This window comes from Dyella jiangningensis (assembly GCF_003264855.1).
Taxonomy (GTDB): domain Bacteria; phylum Pseudomonadota; class Gammaproteobacteria; order Xanthomonadales; family Rhodanobacteraceae; genus Dyella; species Dyella jiangningensis_C.
Genome location: NZ_NFZS01000001.1, coordinates 1,296,862 through 1,316,246, shown reverse-complemented (window position 1 = coordinate 1,316,246; position 19,385 = coordinate 1,296,862). Strand labels below are relative to the sequence as shown.

The following is a 19,385-nucleotide window of genomic DNA, read 5'->3' as shown; positions in this document are numbered from 1 at the left end:
AGAATGCAAGGCCTGAGCAGGCACTGTCCGACGCGAAGCACGGAAAGCGAAATGAGCTTTGGTTCTATCGATATGCAGGAACGACATACCCTGCATTCGCCCACAAAAAAGGGGCGAAAACGCCCCTTTTCATGACCGGGTGACAGGGCGCCTCAGGAAGCGGTGCCACCCACCGTCATCGCATCCACCTTCAGCGTCGGCTGGCCCACGCCCACGGGTACGCTCTGCCCGTCTTTGCCGCACACGCCCACGCCTTCGTCGAGCGCCAGGTCATTGCCGATCATGGAGACGCGGTTGAGCACTTCGGGACCGGCGCCGATCAGGGTGGCGCCCTTCACCGGGCGAGTGATCTTGCCGTCTTCGATCAGGTAGGCCTCACTGGCGGAGAACACGAACTTGCCGTTCGTGATGTCGACCTGGCCGCCGCCGAAGTTCACCGCGTAGAGGCCGTTCTTCACCGAGCGGATGATTTCCTGCGGGTCGTGCTCGCCGTCGAGCATGTAGGTGTTGGTCATGCGCGGCATCGGCAGCTGCGCGAACGATTCTCGGCGGCCGTTGCCGGTGACCGGCATGCTCATCAGGCGCGCGTTGAGCGTGTCCTGCATGTAGCCCTTGAGGATGCCGTCCTCGATCAGCGTGGTGCACTCGGTCGGCGTGCCTTCGTCGTCGACGCTGAGCGAACCGCGACGCCCGGCCAGCGTGCCGTCGTCGACCACGGTGACGCCGGGCGCGGCCACGCGCTGGCCGATACGGCCGGCGAACGCGGAGCTGCCCTTGCGGTTGAAGTCGCCTTCCAGGCCGTGGCCGATAGCTTCGTGCAGCAGCACGCCTGGCCAGCCGGGGCCAAGCACGACAGGCATGCTGCCGGCCGGCGCATCCACCGCGTCGAGGTTCACCAGCGCCTGGCGCACGGCTTCATCCGCGAAGGCCATGGCGCGACCGTTGTCGATCAGTTCGCGGTAACCGTAGCGACCGCCGCCGCCCGCGCTGCCCTGTTCGCGGCGGCCGTTCTGCTCGGCGATCACCTGCACGTTCAGGCGCACCAGCGGGCGCACGTCGGCGGCGAGCGTGCCGTCGGACGCGGCCACCAGCACGGTGTCCATGGTGGCGGCGAGGCTCACGATCACCTGCTTCACGCGCGGATCGCGCGAACGCGCATAGGCGTCCACTTCGCGCAGCAGGGCGATCTTGTCGGGGTTGGGCAGGCTTTCGACCGGGTCGATGGCCGGATACAACTGGCGCGCTCCGTTCAGCGCCAGCGGCTTGCCGGCGCCGTTGCCGCCCTGCGCGATCGCACGCGCGGCCTTGGAGGCTTCCAGCAGCTGCGGCAGCACGATCTCATCGGAGTACGCGAAGCCGGTCTTCTCCCCACTGATGGCGCGCACGCCCACGCCCTGCTCGATGGAATGGCTGCCGTCCTTGACGATGCCCTCTTCCAGCAGCCACGACTCGCTGCGCGAATGCTGGAAATACAGGTCGGCCGCGTCGATCGACGGGCCCATCAGCTGGTTGAACACGCGTTCGAGATCGGTGGCGGCCAAGCCGCCCGGCGCCAGCAGGCGGCGTTCGGCCTGCGCGATCAGGGAATCCATGAAGTCATTGCCATGCGTAAAAAGGGGACTTTACCAAGGTGGGGCCGGCGACAGGGGTTTAAACCCTGGGCCGAAGCCCCCGTAGGAGCGCACCCGGTGCGCGAAAAGCCTACGGAGCAATACGCCGAGACGCCGCGGTCGCGCACTGGGTGCGCTCCTACAGCTGTGGCTCCTTCGCGGTCGGCGGCTCACCGGTCAACGGCGGCGTGACGGGCGCCACCGTCACGTCCTTCTTCTCGATCAGCGTGATCACCGGCTTGTCCCAGCTTCCGGTGATCTTGTAGCGAGCGCTGGCGGCGTGGTTGATGCCCTTGCCGAGAATGCCTTGCGCAACGAAGCCTGCCGCCACGCCAATCGGCCCGCCCACCACGGCGCCAACGATCGGCAGGCTGTTGCCCGCATGCGGGATGGCCTGCACCTGCAGGTCGTAATCCTTGGCGCGCACGCCCGTGCGCCCCTTCACCGAGATTTCCGCCGCCGGGCTGCGGATCTGCAGGTTGTCGGTATTGGCGTTGCCATCGCCCAGCTTGAAGTCGCCGGTGATCGCATCGAAGGCCAGCCCCTTGCCGAACACGTCACCGAAATCGAACGACAGGCGGCGCGGCAGCTCCAGCACGGACACCAGGCCGAACAGGCGCGCCACGCCGGGCGCGACTTCAGGCATGCGGCCATCGGTGATGTTGATGCTGAGCTTGCCGTCCATGTTGCCCATCTCCATCGCGGAGGGCGCGCCCGGCCAGGTGGCGTCGAGTTGGGCGCGCACCTTGCCGCCCGCCAGCAAGGCGTCATAGCCGAATGCGCCCAGCATCTCGCCGAGATTCTCGGCCGAGAAGTCGATGCGCATGTGCGAATGGCTGTTCCCGGCCGTGCCGTCCCAGTCGCCGGTGCCGTTGATCTGCACGCCGCGCGACAACGTGCGCAACTGCTCGACGTGCATGCCGCGATCCGTCGGCCAGGTTTCCAGCCGCGCGTCACCCAGCCTGGAATCGCCAAAACGCAGGTCGCTCACCCACAGGTGGAACGGCGGCAGTGCCGACGGCGTGATACCCGTCGCCGCAGGATTGGGCACGGGCGTCGCGGCGCCACCCGCCGTCGCGGCCGATGCCTCGGCCGTGGCCGCACCGCCTGACGCTGCTTCGGCACCGGTCTTCTTCGGCGGCACGACGTCCTTGGGCCAATACAGGCGCTGCAGGCGCGCGGTCACGCCACGACGGCTGAGATCGGCCAGCGGGATCGAGAATCGACCCGCCAGACCGGTGCTGTCCACATCCACCGTCAGACCGTCCGCCTGCGACGTCGCCATCAGGCGCATGTCGGGGAACGTGTGGCCGAACACCATGGCCTGGTCGGCATTCACCTCGATGCTTTCCAGGCCAGGGCCGCCGCTGCTGCTGCCGGAGGCGGCGTACTGCACCCAGCCGGTGACATCGAGCTTCGCTGGGCGCCCGCGGATGCGGATGCCCTTGTCGGGCACGGCGTCAGGCGCCTTCGTGCCGAAGGCGAACGTCGCAGCGAGCTGCTGGTTGTCGGTCTGCGGCAGGCGCAGCCGCGCGCGCACCACCTGGCCCACGCTGAGCTGCACGTCACTGCCCTGCATCGGCAGATTCATCTCCACATGCAGAGGCAGCGTCGCGTCCGCGGATTTCTTCAACGGCACGGGAAAATCCAGCGCCATGCCGTTCAAGGCCGAGTCGACGCTCAGGCGCTGCGTGGTCGCCGCCGAGCCGTTCGCGTGTGCGATATCGAAGCCGATGGTGAAGTCGCTGCGTCCGTCGGCCACCTGGTTCAACCAATCCAGTTGCTTGTAGCCCTGGGTCAGCTCGCCCATGGCATAGCGGCCGGTGAGCTTGGCGGCCAGCACCTTGTCCGGCTGGCCGGTCGCACCGGCAATGGCGAGGTCGAGCTGCGAAGGCTGCCCGCGAAAACTGGTTTCCAGCGGGCCGGCATGGAAGCCGGCCTTGTCGAACGTGGCGGGACCGGTGAGCTTGTCCAGCTTGAGGTTCCACTCCGGTGCGTCGAAGTCCACGCCCTTGAGCTGCGCCCGGCCGTCCAGCACGAATTCGCTGGACTGCGCGACCGGCAGCGACAGGTGGAAATCGAAGGCACCGTTGCCGCCGAGCTTCAGCTTGGACAGCACGTCGGCCTGGTTGCGGCCGATCGGGCTGCGTCGCACGAAGTCGATCATGCTGGCGCCGGTGCCCGAGCCGCTCGCGTTGAGATCGAGCACCGTGTTGCCAAACTCCGGAATCAGCGCGACGGCATGGTCCACTTTGTTGCCCAGCGACTGCCCCGCGCTCGCTTCCACCATCATGCCGCTGTTGATGAAGTTCGCCACGGCGGTGACGCCTTCGGCACGCGGCCAGTCCTTGCCGTATTCGAGCACCAGGTCGCTCAGCTCGGCGCGTGCTTCGAAGCGGCCCTCGTTGTGATGGAACGGCCAGTCCGCCAGATCGCCGTGGACCACCACGTCGCCATGGTCGACCTTGCCATCCACCAGCGCCTGGTCGAGCCACTGCACCGCGGCGGGCGACATCGAGTCGATCGGCCAGAACTGCTTTGCCGCCACCACGTCGGCGTGATCCACCGACGCATACAAGTCGAGGAACGGACGGCCGCCGGCATCGGGCAACGCCACTTCACCGCGGGCCGAACCGCCGAAACCCGCGCCCTCGAAGATGAACGGATCGGTGCCGATATGCCAGGCGTCATCCTCATGCCAGAACGCCACGTCACCGCCGAAGCGCGACATCACGAACGGCTGGCGGAACGTGTGGGGGAAACGCAGCGTAGTGGCCTGCAGTGGCAACGACAGTGACAGGGCTTGCGCGTCGCCACGCAACGCGCCCTTCAGGCCATCCACGCCCGGCAGCTTGCCGACCGGGTCGATCGCCAGGCCATTGAATTCGGCGTCGAGCTGTTGCACACCCGCCGCACGACTCCAGCCCACGTCGGCACGCTCGACCTGCCCTCGCGGCTTGCCGCTGCCTACCCACTGCGCGAGCGCCGGCGACAGCTGCGGCTTGAGCGCGAGCCAGGGCACGAATGCCGCCAGCTGGAGATCCTTCGCCGCGATCGAGGCCTGCAACCCTTCCGTGCCGATGCCCTGCACGTGCGCGACCAGGGCACCGCCGTCGTCGCCGGCCCATCGCACCCGGCAGGTGTCCTCGCCCATCACCACTTCGGCAAGTCCCTGCAGCGTGGGCACGCTCGCCCGCACGCCGTCGGGATTGGCGATGGAGAGCTGCGAGAGATGGAAGCGGGTGAGGCTGCGCACGATCTTCGCGTCGCGCCAATCCAGCCAGGAATCGAACGAGCCACTGCCGCTTTCAGCCGTATAGCCGGCCATATCCACACCGGACGACATGGCATGCAGATCCATGCCGGTGCCGCCGATCCACAGCTTTCCGTCGGCGCCGTCATCGCTGAAGCTGCCGGCGCCACGCAACTGTCCCGGCGCACCTTCGCGGCGCAGCAGCGCGCCGACGCGGATGCGCCGTCCCTGTCGGCTCAGGCGCAGCTGGTCGGCCACGAGGGTGTAGTGCCGCTCGAGCCGGTGGTCGGTGATTTCCAGGCGCGTATCGCGCAGCCACAGGCCCACCGACAGCTGTCCGAACGATGGATTCTGGCGTTCTTCGCCACCGGCCAGGCCGATGCCGTTGATATGCCATGCACCGTCGGCCTCGCGGCTGATGTCCAACTGCAGCCCGCGCGCCCGCAGGTTGACCAGGTGTCGCGCGGGCAACACCCAGCCGCCGAAGTCGAGCTTCAACTCCGCCTCGGGGATGCGCAACGGCGGCTCGCCATTGTCGGTGCCGATGCTCAGGCCATGCATGACGAACAGCGGACCGGCCGGCTGCGAATGGCCTTCCAGCGCGTCGAACTTCACCGGCCGCTTCAGCACCGCGCCCAGTTGTTGCGCCACCCACTCGGGATGGCTGGCCAGCGTCGGCAACAGCAACTGCGCCAGACCCATCAGCACAGCCAGCGAGATCACGCCCACGCCGACGATCCAGGCCAATGCCCGGAGACCCAGTTGCACCCGCTTGTGCCAGGGCGCGTTCATTCGACGCTCACAACGCAACCAGCCCAGCGACGCGCGTCACCAGGCTCTCAAAGCAGAACCACATCGAACTGTTCCTGCGAATAATGCTCTTCAGCCTGGAAGCGTATGCTCTTGGAGATGAACTCTTCCAATTCGGCCACCGCGGCGGACTCCTCCTCCAGGATGCGGCCGACGACCTTCGGACTGGCCATGACCAGTAGTTTTTCGGTGTTGAACTGGCGCACGGCACGGGTGATCTCGCGGAAGATCTCGTAGGTCACTGTCTCGGCCGTCTTCACCGTGCCGCGGCCGCTGCAGGCCGGACAGGGTTCGCACAGCTGGCGCTCCAGGCTTTCGGTGGTGCGCTTGCGCGTCATCTCCACCAGGCCGAGCGCCGACATCGGATAGACCGTGGTCTTGGCATGGTCGCGCGCGAGGCCTTTTTCCAGCGTGCGCAGCACCTGGCGACGATGCTCCTCGTCGGTCATGTCGATGAAGTCGATGATGATGATGCCGCCGAGGTTGCGCAGCCGAAGCTGGCGCGCCGCCGCCTGTGCGGCCTCCAGGTTCGTGCGGTAGACGGTTTCCTCCAAGTTGCGCGAGCCGACGTAGCCGCCGGTGTTCACGTCGATGGTGGTCATGGCCTCGGTCTGGTCCACGATGAGGTAGCCACCCGATTTCAGCGGCACCTCCTTCTTGAGCGCGCGCTGGATTTCGTCCTCCACGCCGTACAGGTCGAAGATGGGACGCTCGCCGCTGTAGTGCTCCACGCGGTCGTCCAGATGCGGCATGAACTTGTGCACGAACTTCACGACCTTCTCGAACGTTTCGCGCGAATCCACGCGGACCTTCTCGATGTCGTCGTTGAGCATGTCGCGCAGGCTGCGCAGCGGCAGCGAGAGTTCCTCGTACACGCGGTCGCCCACCTTCGCCTTGGCGATGTTCTCCTGCACGACGCGCCACACCTTGCCCAGGTAGGTGACGTCGAAGGCCAGCGATTCGGCGGTCTGCCCCTCGGCATTGGTGCGCACGATGTAGCCGAGCGGGTTCTCGCCGATCAGCGTGGTGAGCACTTCCTTGAGGCGCAGGCGTTCGGCCTCGTCCTCGATACGCGCGGAAATACCCAGCGTGCGGGCATGCGGCAGCAGCACCAGATAGCGCGACGGAATCGACAGGTGCGTGGACAACCGGGCGCCCTTGGTGCCGATGGGATCCTTCACCACCTGCACCACGATCTCCTGGCCTTCGTGGACCAGCTCGCTGATCGAGGGGATATGGCCGTGCCCGTTGCCGCTGGCGACCGGCTCAGCGCCTTCGACGGCGGCCGGCAACGGCGGGCGCAGGATGTCGGAGGCATGCAGGAATGCCGCGCGCTCCAGCCCGATGTCCACGAACACGGCCTGCATGCCGGGCATCACCCGCTGCACACGTCCCTTGTACACGTTGCCGACATAGCCGCGCCGGGACGCCCGTTCCACGTGCACCTCCTGCAACATGCCGTTTTCCACCACGCCGACGCGGGTCTCGCGTGGGGTCACGTTGATCAGGATTTCTTCGCTCACGGGCACTCCCCTGCATAGACAATCTTTATAACGGTAGTCCGCGCACACTGTCGATGCGTGTCGAGACACGCTGACGGCCAGTTCGGCCGAGCCGCCAACTGGCGCGCAGATTCGCAGGGAAACACGACATTTGATGTACTGGACAGTCTTCCTTTGAGGGACAGCGCCAGCGCACGCTATGCTGCACGACGATGCGTGAACCGATTCTTCCCGACCTGCTGCAGCCGGGCTTGCAACTGGTGTTCTGCGGCACCGCCGCGGGCCGTCGCTCGGCGCAGGCCGGCGCGTACTACGCGCATCCGGGCAACATGTTCTGGCGCACCCTGCATGCCGTGCAGCTGACACCCCGCCTGTTCGCGCCTGCCGAATACCCGCGGCTGCCCGCGCTGGGCATCGGGTTGACCGATCTGGCGAAGCACCACATGGGCAATGACGATGAGCTTCCGCGCGACGCCTTCGACGTGGAGGCCCTGCGGCGTCGCATCGCGCAGCATGCGCCGGGCGTGCTCGCTTTCACCAGCAAGGCGGCCGCACGCGCCGCGCTTGGGCGGCCTGCAGGTTATGGGCTGCAGGCGGAGCGCATCGGCGAAACCCGGCTGTTCGTGCTGCCCTCGCCTTCCGGCCAGGCGCGGGGGCACTGGGATCAGGCGCCCTGGCAGGCGCTGGCGGATCTCGTGCGGGCCTGACCTGCGGCCGCTCAGCCTCTCACGTAGGCTTCCAATGCCTCGGCGAGATGATCGAACAGCCGGCGAACACGCAGGCTCTGGCGCAGGTCCTCGTGCATCACCACCCAGGTTTCGAGCGCCAAGGACAGCGGGTCCGGCAGCAGGCGCACCAGCTGCGGATCGCGCCGTGCCAGGTTGACCTGCGCGAAGCCAATGCCAAATCCGGCACGCAACGCCGCCAGCGCGGCCAGGTCGCTGTCCGTGCGCAGCGAAAAGTGCTCGCGGGTGTACGGCATGCCCTCGGGACGCAACCGGCGGATATACGGCCGTTCGGTATCAAAGCCGATCAAGGCATGGCCGCCGAGCTCGGCGATGGTCGACGGCTGGCCATGCGCATCCAGGTACCGGCGATGGGCGAACAGGCCCAGTTCGATGCGGCCCACGTGCCGGGCGACCAGGGCCTCCTGGGTGGGCTGCACCATGCGCACGGCGATGTCCGCATCGCGGCGCAGCAGGTCGCTACTCTGGTTGGAGAGCACCAGCTCGACGACGACGCCGGGATGCCGTTCGCGGAACAGGGTGAGGATGGGCGGCAGCACTTCCGCGCCGATCACCTCGCTGGCGGTCAGGCGCACCGTACCGCTGATTTCCTCCCGGCCGGCCGATGCCGTGCGCTGCAGGGTTGCAGCTGCCGACGCCATGGCCTGAGCGTGCGGCACCAGTTCGCGTGCCAGCTCGGTCGGCGTCAGCCCCTGAGGCGAGCGCGCAAACAGGGCCGTCCCAAGGGCCGTTTCCAACTCGCGCATATGACGCCCCAGGCTGGGCTGGGTCATGCCAAGGGCGCGCGCAGCGGCGGACAGGCTGCCTTCGTGCATCACCGCGAGGAAGGATCGGTAGAGCTCCCATCCGGGATCGTTCGAGGTCATGCATATTTTTATAGCAGACCTTCGATATTCGGCAATTTTCTTTTACCCGGGCCAGCCGCAAGCTTTCCTCACCTTCCCTGAGGACCAACCATGACCATTCAGCGGACAGCCCTCGTCATCGGCGCAAACGGCGGCATCGGCCGGGAAACCTGCGTGGCCCTGCGCCGACATGGCTGGCAGGTACGCGCCCTGGTGCGCACGCCATCGGAAGCCGGCAAGGACGGCATCGACTGGCGCGTCGGCGACGCCATGAACGCCGAGGACGTGCTGCACGCGGCGGCGGGCGCCGACGTCATCGTCCATGCGGTAAACCCGCCCGGCTATCGCGGCTGGGGGCGCCTGGTGCTGCCGATGCTGGACAACACCCTCGCGGCAGCCAAGGCCAGCCGCAGCCGCGTCGTGTTGCCAGGCACGATCTACAACTACGGTGCCGACGCCTTTCCTGTGCTCAGTGAGGCGTCGCCGCAGCACCCATGCACGCGCAAGGGCGACATCCGCACGGAAATGGAGCGGCGGTTGCGTAGCGCCGCGAGCCTGGGCGTGCGATCGCTGGTGCTTCGCTGTGGCGACTTCTTCGGTCCCCGCGCCGGCAACAACTGGTTTGCGCAAGGGCTGGTCAAGGCGGGCAAGCCGGTGCGCCGCATCCAGTACCCCGGTCGCTACGACCTCGGCCACGCGTGGGCCTATCTGCCGGATGTCGGCGACGTGCTGGCGCGGTTGCTCGATCGCGAGCACGAACTGGCCGACGTCGACAGCTTTCACTTCGGCGGCCACTGGCTGGATGGACACGCGATGCTGGACGCGATCCGGCGTGTCGCCGGTGAACCGACGATTCGCGCCGGTGCGTTTCCCTGGTGGCTGGCTCGACTGGCGTCACCGTTCAACGAAACGCTGCGCGAGCTGTGCAAGATGCGCTATCTCTGGCGCGACCCGATCCGGCTGGACGACCGCAAGTTGCGGGCATTCCTCGGCGACGATCTCTACACGCCGCTCGATGACGCCGTGCGCGCCGCGCTGATCGGCGTCGACTGCCTGCCCCGTGCGGTGGCCGACGACACGCGACTGATGCAGCGCGCGTGAGGTCAGTCGATCGGCGTGTGGCGGTTCTTGATGACGTCACGCTCCATCACCAGCGACGCATGGTTCGACCAGGACTGGCGGATGTAGGTGACGACCGCGGCCACATCGCTGTCACTGAGCTGCTGGGCAAACGGCGGCATCGAATACGGACGCGGGTTGCCCTTTGTCACCGGCGGGAATCCGCCGAGCAGCACCACGCGGATGGCATTGATGCCGCTGGGCTCGTTCACCGACGAATTGCCGTTGAGTGGCGGATAGATGCCAGCCACGCCATTGCCGTCCTTGCCATGGCAATCGGCGCAGCGTTCCGCATAGACCTTCGCGCCTTGCGCGAGGATCGGCCTGGTATCGAGCGGTGATGTCGGCTCCGCCACGGCCACGCGCGGCGGCAGCGATTGCAGGTACACGGCGATGGCGCGCAGGTCCTCATCGCGCATGTGCTGCGTACTCTGCTGCACCACTTCGGCCATCGGGCCAAACGCCGTACCGCGCGCCGACTGACCCGTCCTGAGCAGGTCGACGATGTCCTGTTCGCTCCAGCCTTGCAGGCCACCGTTGGCCTGGGTGCTCAGGTCGGGCGCGTACCAGTTCTGCGAGGGAATCTGCCCGCCCGCGAGCGAAGGCTTGTTCTGCGAACCGCCGAACGAATCGCGCGGCGCATGGCATTCGTTGCAATGGCCAAGGCCTTGCACGAGGTAGGCGCCGCGATTCCAGTCATCCGACTTGGAGGCGTCGGGCTGGTATTCGCCTTCCTGGAAATACAGCGCGCGCCATGCCTTGAGGCTGTTGCGCACGCTGTAGGGGAAGCCCAGGCCCAAAGGCTTGGCCGCCTGGTTCGTGGCCGGCAGCGATTGCAGGTAGGCGAAGATCGCCAGCGCATCGTCGCGCGTGACCTTGGTGAACGACGTGTAGGAAAACACCGGATACAGCAACTCGCCGTGGCGACCCATGCCGCTGTGCAGCGCCTGCCAGAAATCTTCGAAGCTCCAGCCGCCCAGGCCGGTTTCGCGATCCGGGGTGATGTTCGGCGCGGGGATATTGCCAAACGGCGTGGGCAATACGCGCCCGCCCGCGTAGCGCACGCCGCCACGCTCCGTATGGCACGACGCGCAGTCGCCCACGGTGGCGAGGTACTCGCCCTTGGCGATGAGCGCCGGATCCTTCAGCGTGGCTTCCGTCACCTGGCTCGCCGACGGCGACACCGGCTGCCTGGCCTGCGTGTGGAACAGCGACCAGCCGCCCACCGCCAGCAGCAAGACGATCACGATCGCTATCACGCGCTTCATGCGCCGTCTCCCTTGTCGCCGAGCACGCCGCAATGCAGTGGTGGTGTCACCGAGCCCGCGGGCTGCGCATGCATGTCCGCCGGCAGTTCACGGCTGGCCAGCCACGCCGATACCGCGCTGATGTCCGATTCGCTCAGGCGGTTGGCGATCTCGGACATGCAGTCCGGCGCCACCGTGGCACGCGTCTTGGTGCGCCACGAACCCAGCTGCGAACTGATGTAGTCGTACGGCAAACCGACCAGGCCCGGGATATCCGGCTGCACACCGGTGAGCTGGCTGCCGTGGCACGCCGAGCACGCGGGAATCTCGCGCGATGGATCGCCATGCGTCACCAGTTCCTCGCCGCGCTTGAGCGTCGCCGCCGACAACGGCGGCAGCGGCGAGCGACTGTAGGGCACGTCCTGCGCGGCGAAGTATTCGGCGATTTCGTGCATGTATGCCGGGCTGAGCTGACGCGCCGTGTATTCCATCGGGCCGTACTTGCGCAGGCCGTCCTGGAAGTCCTTCAACTGGCGCGCGAGATAACCGGCCGGCTTGCCCGCCAGGCGCGGGAAGAAACCGCTCTCGGGGGTACCTTCGCCATGCACGCCATGGCAGGCCGTGCACGCGGCGATGCGCTGCTGCAGGGTGTCGGGAATCACCGGATGCGGAGCGTCCTGGGCCAAGGCACCAAAAGGCAGCAGGACGAGCATGCCCACCCATGCGCCAAGGACACGCCTGGCCAGCCACAGCTTCGCTGAGAGCGCTTTCATGATCTTCCCTAGTAAGCCTGGTGCGCTGCCGCCAGGACGGCGCGGCGATGTCGTTCGCTCATTATAGGCAGCGGCCCTCACCGGACCACGGCAAACTCCGATAGCCTGCCGTTTTGCGACATCATGTCGCACAACTTTGTCCGAGGCTGCCTCCATGCTCCGCCGCCCGCTGGTCCTCGCCGTACTTGCCCTGCTGACCTCATCACCGTTGATGGCAGCGGAAGCACCGGATGACGCATTCGCTTCCGTCGCCACGCTACAGCAGCACATGGACGCGGGCACGCTGACCAGCCGCGCGCTGGCCCAGCAGTTTCTCGATCGCATCCGCCGCATCGACCAGTCCGGCCCGACACTGAAAGCCGTGCTGGAAACCAATCCCGATGCGCTGCAAATCGCCCAGAAGCTGGACAGCCAGCGCAAGCGCACGAAGCGACGCGGCCCGCTCTACGGCATCCCGGTGCTGCTGAAGGACAACATCGACACCGGCGATCGCATGCTGACCACGGCCGGCTCGCTGGCGATGATGGACGCACCGGCGCCCCGCGACGCCGGACTGGTCGAGCGCCTGCGCAGCCATGGCGCGGTGATCCTTGGCAAAACCAATCTGAGCGAATGGGCCAACATCCGGTCCAACCACGCCAGCAGCGGGTGGAGCGGGCGCGGTGGGCAGACCCGCAACCCGTACGCGCTTGATCGCAACCCCTGCGGCTCCAGCGCGGGATCGGGCGCGGCGGTCGCGGCGGGACTGGTCACGGTGGCCATCGGCACCGAAACGGATGGCTCCATCATCTGCCCCGCGGCAGCCAACGGCATCGTGGGCATCAAGCCGACGCTGGGCCTGGTCAGTCGCAGCGGCATCGTGCCGATCAGTCACAGCCAGGACACCGCCGGCCCCATGGCGCGCAACGTGGCCGATGCCGCGGCCCTGCTCAGCGTCATCGCGGGCACCGATCCGCGCGACCCGGCCACGGTCGAGGCCGACCGCCATGCCACCGACTACACGCGCTTCCTCAACGCCGACGGCTTGCGCGGCAAGCGCATCGGTGTCGTCCGGGAAATGGCCGGTGCGGAGCCCAACGCCGACCGCGTCCTCGATGAGTCCATCGCGCTGATGAAGGCGCAGGGCGCCATCATCGTCGACCCGGTGGACTTGCCGCATCTGAAAGAGCTGGGCGACACGGAACTGACCGTGCTGCTCTACGACTTCAAGCACGACATCAATACCTACCTCGCCACCCGCACCGGCCTGAAGGTGAAAACCCTCGCCGACCTGATCGCCTTCAACCAGCGAGAGGCGGAGCGCGAGATGCCATGGTTCGGCCAGGAGTTGTTCGAACAGGCGCAGGCCAAGGGCGCGCTCAGCGACGAGGCTTACATGTCCGCGCTGGCAAAGTCCAAGCAGATCTCCGGCCCGGACGGCATCGACGCGGCCTTGAAGGCTCATCATCTGGACGCCTTGCTTGCCCCTTCCTGGGGGCCGACCTTCGTTACCGACCCCGTACTGGGCGACCACGTGGTCAGCGGCGACCCGACCGTCGGCGGCGCCTCGCAGCCGGCGGCGATGGCTGGCTATCCGTCCATCACCGTGCCTGCCGGCTTCGCGCATGACCTGCCGGTAGGCATCGTGATGTTTGGTACGCGCTGGAGCGAGCCGACCTTGATCAGCATAGCCTATGGCTTCGAACAGCACGCCAAGGCCTGGCAGCCACCGACCTTCCTGGACACCGTGGGCGGCATGCCGGTACCGCCGGCTCCCTAGATCGAGGCCGGCCTCGCGTAAAGCAGGTCAGTTTCGGCTGAAGCCTCGATGCGCAAGGCATCGTGCAGCAACAGCGCTACGCCAAGGTGGTGCTCGTCCTCGTGCTCGTGCACCAGGCCACCGTAAATCTGTGCACGCTCGCGCACCGTCGTCATGCCCTGCCCGTTGGTGCCCAACAGGGACACCAACTGCCGCCATTCGGGTGCGGGCCGGCCCCGTTGCGACGCCGCGGCGCGCACGGCAGTCATGCGCAACACCACCCAGCGCCGCCCATGCGTGCAGCCGCCGCGTATCTGCAATCGAAAGCGCCTGACCGGCTCGCGCGCGAGCAGGTACACCAGCACTTCGCAGGCCTGCCGGTAAAGCATCATGTGGACATCGGGCGCCAGCAGGTTCAATCCGGCACCGGAAAATTCACAGGCGTATTCGGCACCCGCCATCGCCGCCGCCTGGGCCAGTGGACCATCCTCAAACGTCGCGGCCAACCCGCGTTCTCGCCAGGAACGCGGGTGCAGGGCGTTGGCCAGCCGCTGCATCTCGCGCTGGGTCAGGTCCAGATGCCTCGCATAGGCGTGTTCCATGTTCGAAGGAAGCGCCGGCCCGAACCGGTCCATCATGCGCTTCTGGCCCATCAGCATCGATTCGCCCAATCGATCGAGCGAATCGGCCACGTAGCGAAGTCGCAGCTCCTCCTGGTAGAGCCCTTGCTGCGCGAGCTGGAATCCGCGCAACGATTCGCCCACGTCGCGTGCGTCCGCCCCAGCCGCCTTGACGACGCGCGGCAACCGGCCACCCAGCATGAGCAGGCTGGACACCGCGAAGGCGACCAGCGCCTGGGCCTGGATGACGGCGGGGTCACGGCTGACGGTGACGGTCACGGTGAACTCCACCGCGAAACTGGCAAGCAAGCCGGCGATCGCCGCGCCACGCCAGCCGTGGCGCAAGGTCATCCACGCCGCGGGCAAAAAGGCCGCCATGCGTGCGATTTCCACCACTTCGTCGTTCTTGCTGTAGGTGATGAGACCCATCAACAGCACCAACGCGGGGACCATGCCGATGGCGCTATCGCGAAGAAATGCACGATCGGTGGCAAAGCGCGACCAACCGGCCCCGGGCCGCCAGAGGGCAAGCACCGCGGGCACCAGGGTCAACGCACCCAGATAGCTGCCCAGGAAATAGGTCAGCACGATGTGGAAGGTGATTTCCGGCGCCGTCTCGCCCGGCGGCATATGCACCGTCGACAAGCCCCAGGTATTGGCCAATGCATTGACCGCGCCACCGATCAGGACGTAGGTCAGGATCGCCGTTACGTCGGGCTCCTCACCTCGGAACAAAGGCAGATGGCGCCGCGCGAGCTCCACTGGCGCTGCAGCCAGCAGCAAGGGAGGAAAGGTGATGACCGCCGTCCAGAGCCAGCCGAACTCCTCGTGATGCGCCCAGCCGTGATGGGCCAAGGCGATCATTTCGCCAACCATCATCGCCGGCCAGAAGCGATACGGCACCAGTAGCAGGCACAGCACGCGCAGGCCGGTGGGAAGGTTCCAGTTCGCGACCGAGATCTCGCGCATCAGCTCGTAGCAGGCGCCATAGATGCCCGCTACCCACACATGCTGGAGTCCCCTTTGCCCCATGAAGCGCCCCCACAAGCGCGCTAAACCGTTGCCTGACATCGCCACTGCCGAAAACCCGACCCCTGTTTGGAAAGCGCGGTCCCGTTCCGGGAATGCCGACGCCACCGCATTCTCGCAGGATTTTCATCACATATTCATCACGGACTCATCTTTCAGACGAATCCGCCGCCATATCCCCATTTCGGCCATGGAAAGCACGGCTGAAGCCGGGCCAGGGCCGCCTGCACCCCTCTCAGGCCGGGTGCGAACCGACGGACTTGCGCACGATCAGCATGGCCAGTTCCAGCGACTGTTCGTAGTTGAGGCGCGGATCCACCATCGACTTGTAGGCGCGATCCAGGTCGGCCTCGCTGAGGTCGCGCGCGCCGCCCATGCATTCCGTCACATCCTCACCCGTCAATTCCAGATGCACACCACCCAGACGCGTGCCTGCCGCTGCATGGATGTCGAACGCCTGGTCTAGCTCGCCGCGGATGTTGTCGAATCGACGTGTCTTGTAGCCGTTAGAGGTGGTCTCGGTATTGCCATGCATCGGATCGGCAACCCAGAGCACGCGACGTCCCTCCCGCTTCACCGCATCCAGCAACGGCGGCAGGGCGCGGCCGATCGGACCATTGCCCATGCGGTGGATCAGCGTTAGCCGTCCGGGTTCGTCTTCCGGATTGAGCGCATCGATCAGCGGCAGCAACTGGTCCGGCGTGACCGATGGCCCCACCTTCACCGCCACCGGATTGCGGATGCCGCGGAAATATTCCACGTGCGCGCCATCCAGCGCGGCCGTGCGCATGCCGATCCACGGGAAGTGCGTGGACAGGTTGAACCAGCCGCGATGACGCGGTACCTGGCGCGTGAGGGCCTCTTCGTAGTGCAGCAGCAGCGCTTCGTGCGAGGTGAAGAAATCCACGCGCGAGAACCCTGCGATCGGGCCTGCCAGGGTCTCCATGAAGCGCAACGAGTCGCCAATGGCCGTGACCATGCGTCGATATTCGGCTGCCAACGGCGAGTGCTCTACCCATGCGAGATCCCAGTACTCGGGATGATGAAGATCGGCGAAGCCGCCATCGATCAGCGCGCGAACGAAATTCATCGTCAGCGCGGAATGCGCATGCGCCTGGATCAGGCGCTGCGGATCCGCGCGGCGCGCCTGCGGCGTGAACTCGGGGCTGTTGACCAGGTCGCCGCGAAAACTCGGCAAGGTCAGGCCATCACGCGTCTCGGTATCAGCCGAACGGGGCTTGGCGTACTGACCGGCAAACCGTCCCACGCGAAGTACCGGTTTCTGCAGTCCGTGCACCAGCACCAGGCTCATCTGCAGCAGCACTTTGAGACGATTGGAAATGATCGGGCTGGTGCAGTCGGCAAAGCTCTCCGCACAGTCACCACCCTGCAGCAAAAAGCGCTTGCCGTCCTGGGCATCGGCCAACGCCTGCTTCAACGCCAACACCTCCCAGGAAGTGACCAGCGGCGGAAGCGCGGCCAACTGGCCCGTGGCACGGGCAAGCTCAGCCGGATCTTCATAGAAGGGCTGCTGCAGTGCTTCGCGTTGCTTCCAGCTCTCGGGCGTCCAGCCAGTGGGAACGAGTTGTGTCAGAGGTAAGGCATGGCTCATGGTGACGGCCCAATCAGGCGCGCTTGCGCGCGGCGGCATACAACGCAACGAAGACGAGCAGCAGGTACCACAGCAGCGTCCACGCGGGCATCGGAAGGCCAAACACCGGCTCGATCTTGGCGCACTCACCCGAACCGGTGAACACCATCTTCAGCACTTTGGCAAACGGAAACGTGTCCATCATGTAGCCGAGGTTCGGCCCGCATGCAGGGATCTGGTCGGCCGGCAGCGTCTGCAACCAAAGATGCCGCGCTGCCGTCGCGATGCCGCCCAGCGCGCCAAGCAGCACGCCGCCGGTATACACCCAACGCGCCCCGCCGCGCGGCGCATGTACGCCACCGAGCAGGAAAAACAGGCCCATCACCATGAATGCGATGCGCTGGAAGATGCAGAGCGGACAGGGAATCATGCCCAGCACGTGCTCGGCATACAGCGCATAGCCCAGCAGGGCCGCGCAAACAAAGAAACCAGCGAGATAAGTGGTGCGGTACGACCAGCGGAAGGGATTCATTGGCTCAGGGATGCTGCGTTGCGAAAGCGGACATTACCCGCTCGCCCGGCGACTGTCAGCCCTGCCGGATCACCCGTCGCGGTATCTGCACTCGTCAATCCGGCCAAGGCCGCGCCCGCCCTGACGTAGGAGCGCACGCGGAGGGGCCATGCGCGAGTTCTTGCCGTCCCCACAAACACAAAGGCTGCACCACCGTGCGCGCAAGCAAGGCATCTGACGCTCATAACGCAAAAACCCCGGCAGGTCGCCCTGCCAGGGTTTGCGAAACGCAAGATGGCACCGATTACTCGGCAGCCGCCTCAGTACGCGGACGATCGACCAGTTCAACGTACGCCATCGGGGCGTTGTCACCAGCGCGGAAGCCAGCCTTGAGGATACGCAGGTAGCCGCCGGGACGCTCGCGGTAGCGGGGGCCCAGCTCGATGAACAGCTTGCCCACGGCTTCCTTGTCGCGCAGACGTGCGAAAGCGAGACGACGATTGGCGACGCCATCGGTCTTGGCGAGCGTGATGAGCGGCTCGGCGACGCGACGAAGTTCCTTCGCCTTGGGAAGGGTGGTACGGATCAGCTCGTGCTTGATCAGCGACGCAGCCATGTTCTTGAACATGGCTTCGCGGTGGCTGCTCGTGCGGTTGAGCTTGCGACCGGATTTCTGGTGGCGCATGGCTATTACTCTCTATGTCTGTTGTTATGAAAAGTCGGCGGTTAGGTCCGACTTCCCGCGGTTACCCGCTGATGAAGCCCTTCGTGTTACGGGCTCTTGTTGAGCAAGACGGCAAGGTTGCCGTTGGGGCGCCTGCAAAATCCGAGGGATGAGCACTCGTCAGACCGCCAATACCAAGCGACTAAGTTAGTCACCCGAACATCACGCGACTTTTGTGAGCCGCTTTTGGAAGCTGGCGAGCGCACCGAAGTGCGCTCGCCAGTTTGCCGATACTACCGGCGACCGCGGACGGCCGCCTTGGAACATCAGCCCAGCTGCATACCGTGCGACAAGCCCGGCGGCGGCCAGTTCTCGAGCTTCATGCCCAGGGCCAGACCACGACCACCCAGCACGTCCTTGATTTCGGTCAGGGACTTCTTGCCGAGGTTCGGCGTCTTGAGCAGTTCGACTTCCGTCTTCTGCACCAGGTCGCCGATGTAGTAGATGCTCTCGGCCTTCAGGCAGTTGGCCGAACGCACGGTGAGCTCCAGGTCGTCGATCGGACGGAGCAGCAGCGGATCGAAACCGCCCTTCTCCGCCTTGTCCGTGGCGCTCTCGCGGCGCGAGAAGTCACCGAACACCGACAGCTGGTCGTTGAGGATCTCGGCGGCCTTGCGAACCGCGTCTTCCGCACCGATGGTGCCATTGGTCTCGATGTCCAGCACCAGCTTGTCGAGGTTGGTGCGCTGTTCCACACGGGCAGCGTCCACCTCGTAGGCCACGCGCAGCACCGGCGCGAACGACGCGTCGAGCTGCAGGCGACCGATCGGACGAGCTTCGTCGTCCGGGTGCTGGCGCGCGCTGGCCGGCTGGTAGCCGACACCGCGACGCACCTTCAGGCGCATGTTGAGCGCGATGTCCTTGGTCAGGTGGCAGATCACATGCTCGGGGTTGATGATTTCCACCGAGTGGTCGACGACGATGTCGCCGGCCGTGACCACGCCCTTGCCCTTCTTGGACAGGGTCAGGGTGACTTCGTCACCCGTATGCTGGCGAATCGCCACGTCCTTGAGGTTCAGCAGGACTTCGATCACGTCCTCCTGCAAACCCTCAAGGGTGGTGTATTCGTGCAGCACGCCATCAATTTCCACCTCGACGATGGCAGAGCCAGGGATCGAGGAAAGCAGCACGCGACGCAGCGCGTTGCCCAGGGTGTGGCCGAAACCACGCTCGAGCGGCTCGACCACCACCTTCGCGCGGTTGGGTCCAAGCTGCTCGACGCTGAGGCCGCGAGGCCGCAGCACGCTAGTTGACGAAACTGCCATGC

The 19,385-nt window shown here is 66.1% G+C and carries 14 protein-coding genes; 3 read left to right on the top strand and 11 right to left on the bottom strand.

Annotated features, from left to right (window positions below; genetic code table 11):
• Positions 1-152: 152 nt before the first annotated feature.
• The 3 genes from tldD to rng all read right to left on the bottom strand — a co-directional run bounded on the left by tldD (position 153) and on the right by rng (position 7,196).
• Positions 153-1,592, bottom strand: a complete 1,440-nt coding sequence (gene tldD / locus CA260_RS05825; protein ID WP_111981422.1) for a metalloprotease TldD — start codon at positions 1,590-1,592, stop codon at positions 153-155.
• Positions 1,593-1,749: 157 nt separating this feature from the next.
• Positions 1,750-5,655: a YhdP family protein gene (locus CA260_RS05820; protein ID WP_111981421.1), complete on the bottom strand. Its 3,906-nt coding sequence runs from the start codon at positions 5,653-5,655 to the stop codon at positions 1,750-1,752.
• Positions 5,656-5,702: 47 nt separating this feature from the next.
• Positions 5,703-7,196 carry a ribonuclease G gene (gene rng, locus CA260_RS05815; protein WP_111981420.1) on the bottom strand — a complete coding sequence of 498 codons (1,494 nt, stop codon included), beginning with the start codon at positions 7,194-7,196 and terminating at the stop codon, positions 5,703-5,705.
• Positions 7,197-7,387: 191 nt separating this feature from the next.
• Here rng and CA260_RS05810 point away from each other — a divergent pair, with 191 nt between their 5' ends.
• Positions 7,388-7,882: a mismatch-specific DNA-glycosylase gene (locus CA260_RS05810; protein WP_111981419.1), complete on the top strand. Its 495-nt coding sequence runs from the start codon at positions 7,388-7,390 to the stop codon at positions 7,880-7,882.
• A gap of 11 nt (positions 7,883-7,893) precedes the next feature.
• Here CA260_RS05810 and CA260_RS05805 read toward each other — a convergent pair whose 3' ends face one another.
• A complete protein-coding gene (locus CA260_RS05805; RefSeq protein WP_111981418.1) occupies positions 7,894-8,787 on the bottom strand; it encodes a LysR family transcriptional regulator in 894 nt (297 codons plus the stop codon).
• Between the two features lie 90 nt (positions 8,788-8,877).
• On the opposite strand from CA260_RS05805, the gene CA260_RS05800 reads away from it, so the two are divergent.
• Positions 8,878-9,867: an NAD(P)H-binding protein gene (locus tag CA260_RS05800; protein WP_111981417.1), complete on the top strand. Its 990-nt coding sequence runs from the start codon at positions 8,878-8,880 to the stop codon at positions 9,865-9,867.
• A 2-nt stretch (positions 9,868-9,869) separates the two neighbouring features.
• Here CA260_RS05800 and CA260_RS05795 read toward each other — a convergent pair whose 3' ends face one another.
• Both CA260_RS05795 and CA260_RS05790 read right to left on the bottom strand, forming a co-directional pair.
• Positions 9,870-11,153 (bottom strand): cytochrome c, encoded by a 1,284-nt coding sequence (locus tag CA260_RS05795; protein WP_111981416.1) that lies wholly within the window; start codon positions 11,151-11,153, stop codon positions 9,870-9,872.
• Complete coding sequence (locus CA260_RS05790) at positions 11,150-11,845, bottom strand: c-type cytochrome (RefSeq protein ID WP_238149699.1); 696 nt, start codon at positions 11,843-11,845, stop codon at positions 11,150-11,152. Before CA260_RS05790 ends, CA260_RS05795 begins: the two co-directional genes overlap by 4 nt.
• Positions 11,846-12,059: 214 nt before the next feature.
• Between CA260_RS05790 and CA260_RS05785 the strand changes: the two genes are divergently transcribed.
• A complete protein-coding gene (locus CA260_RS05785; RefSeq protein ID WP_111981414.1) occupies positions 12,060-13,664 on the top strand; it encodes an amidase in 1,605 nt (534 codons plus the stop codon).
• Here CA260_RS05785 and CA260_RS05780 read toward each other — a convergent pair.
• The 5 genes from CA260_RS05780 to CA260_RS05760 all read right to left on the bottom strand — a co-directional run bounded on the left by CA260_RS05780 (position 13,661) and on the right by CA260_RS05760 (position 19,383).
• Positions 13,661-15,295 carry an MASE1 domain-containing protein gene (locus tag CA260_RS05780; protein ID WP_172461731.1) on the bottom strand — a complete coding sequence of 545 codons (1,635 nt, stop codon included), beginning with the start codon at positions 15,293-15,295 and terminating at the stop codon, positions 13,661-13,663. The two genes, CA260_RS05785 and CA260_RS05780, sit on opposite strands and share 4 nt — an antisense overlap.
• A 232-nt stretch (positions 15,296-15,527) precedes the next feature.
• Positions 15,528-16,904, bottom strand: a complete 1,377-nt coding sequence (locus CA260_RS05775) for a class II 3-deoxy-7-phosphoheptulonate synthase (protein WP_111983023.1) — start codon at positions 16,902-16,904, stop codon at positions 15,528-15,530.
• Between the two features lie 13 nt (positions 16,905-16,917).
• Positions 16,918-17,415 (bottom strand): disulfide bond formation protein B, encoded by a 498-nt coding sequence (locus CA260_RS05770; RefSeq protein ID WP_111981412.1) that lies wholly within the window; start codon positions 17,413-17,415, stop codon positions 16,918-16,920.
• A gap of 283 nt (positions 17,416-17,698) precedes the next feature.
• Positions 17,699-18,079, bottom strand: a complete 381-nt coding sequence (rplQ, locus tag CA260_RS05765; protein ID WP_111981411.1) for a 50S ribosomal protein L17 — start codon at positions 18,077-18,079, stop codon at positions 17,699-17,701.
• 305 nt (positions 18,080-18,384) lie between these two features.
• On the bottom strand, positions 18,385-19,383 hold the full coding sequence (locus tag CA260_RS05760) for a DNA-directed RNA polymerase subunit alpha (protein WP_111981410.1): 999 nt from the start codon (positions 19,381-19,383) through the stop codon (positions 18,385-18,387).
• Between the last annotated feature and the right edge of the window lie 2 nt (positions 19,384-19,385).

Coding starts and splice junctions, on each gene's coding strand:
- CA260_RS05760 (WP_111981410.1), bottom strand. CDS start 19,383: ATGGCAGTTTCGTCAACTAGCGTGCTGCGGCCTCGCGGCCTCAGCGTC.
- CA260_RS05820 (WP_111981421.1), bottom strand. CDS start 5,655: ATGAACGCGCCCTGGCACAAGCGGGTGCAACTGGGTCTCCGGGCATTG.
- CA260_RS05795 (WP_111981416.1), bottom strand. CDS start 11,153: ATGAAGCGCGTGATAGCGATCGTGATCGTCTTGCTGCTGGCGGTGGGC.
- CA260_RS05775 (WP_111983023.1), bottom strand. CDS start 16,904: ATGAGCCATGCCTTACCTCTGACACAACTCGTTCCCACTGGCTGGACG.
- CA260_RS05810 (WP_111981419.1), top strand. CDS start 7,388: ATGCGTGAACCGATTCTTCCCGACCTGCTGCAGCCGGGCTTGCAACTG.
- CA260_RS05770 (WP_111981412.1), bottom strand. CDS start 17,415: ATGAATCCCTTCCGCTGGTCGTACCGCACCACTTATCTCGCTGGTTTC.
- CA260_RS05780 (WP_172461731.1), bottom strand. CDS start 15,295: ATGGGGCAAAGGGGACTCCAGCATGTGTGGGTAGCGGGCATCTATGGC.
- CA260_RS05800 (WP_111981417.1), top strand. CDS start 8,878: ATGACCATTCAGCGGACAGCCCTCGTCATCGGCGCAAACGGCGGCATC.
- rplQ (WP_111981411.1), bottom strand. CDS start 18,079: ATGCGCCACCAGAAATCCGGTCGCAAGCTCAACCGCACGAGCAGCCAC.
- tldD (WP_111981422.1), bottom strand. CDS start 1,592: ATGGATTCCCTGATCGCGCAGGCCGAACGCCGCCTGCTGGCGCCGGGC.
- CA260_RS05785 (WP_111981414.1), top strand. CDS start 12,060: ATGCTCCGCCGCCCGCTGGTCCTCGCCGTACTTGCCCTGCTGACCTCA.
- CA260_RS05790 (WP_238149699.1), bottom strand. CDS start 11,845: ATGCTCGTCCTGCTGCCTTTTGGTGCCTTGGCCCAGGACGCTCCGCAT.
- CA260_RS05805 (WP_111981418.1), bottom strand. CDS start 8,787: ATGACCTCGAACGATCCCGGATGGGAGCTCTACCGATCCTTCCTCGCG.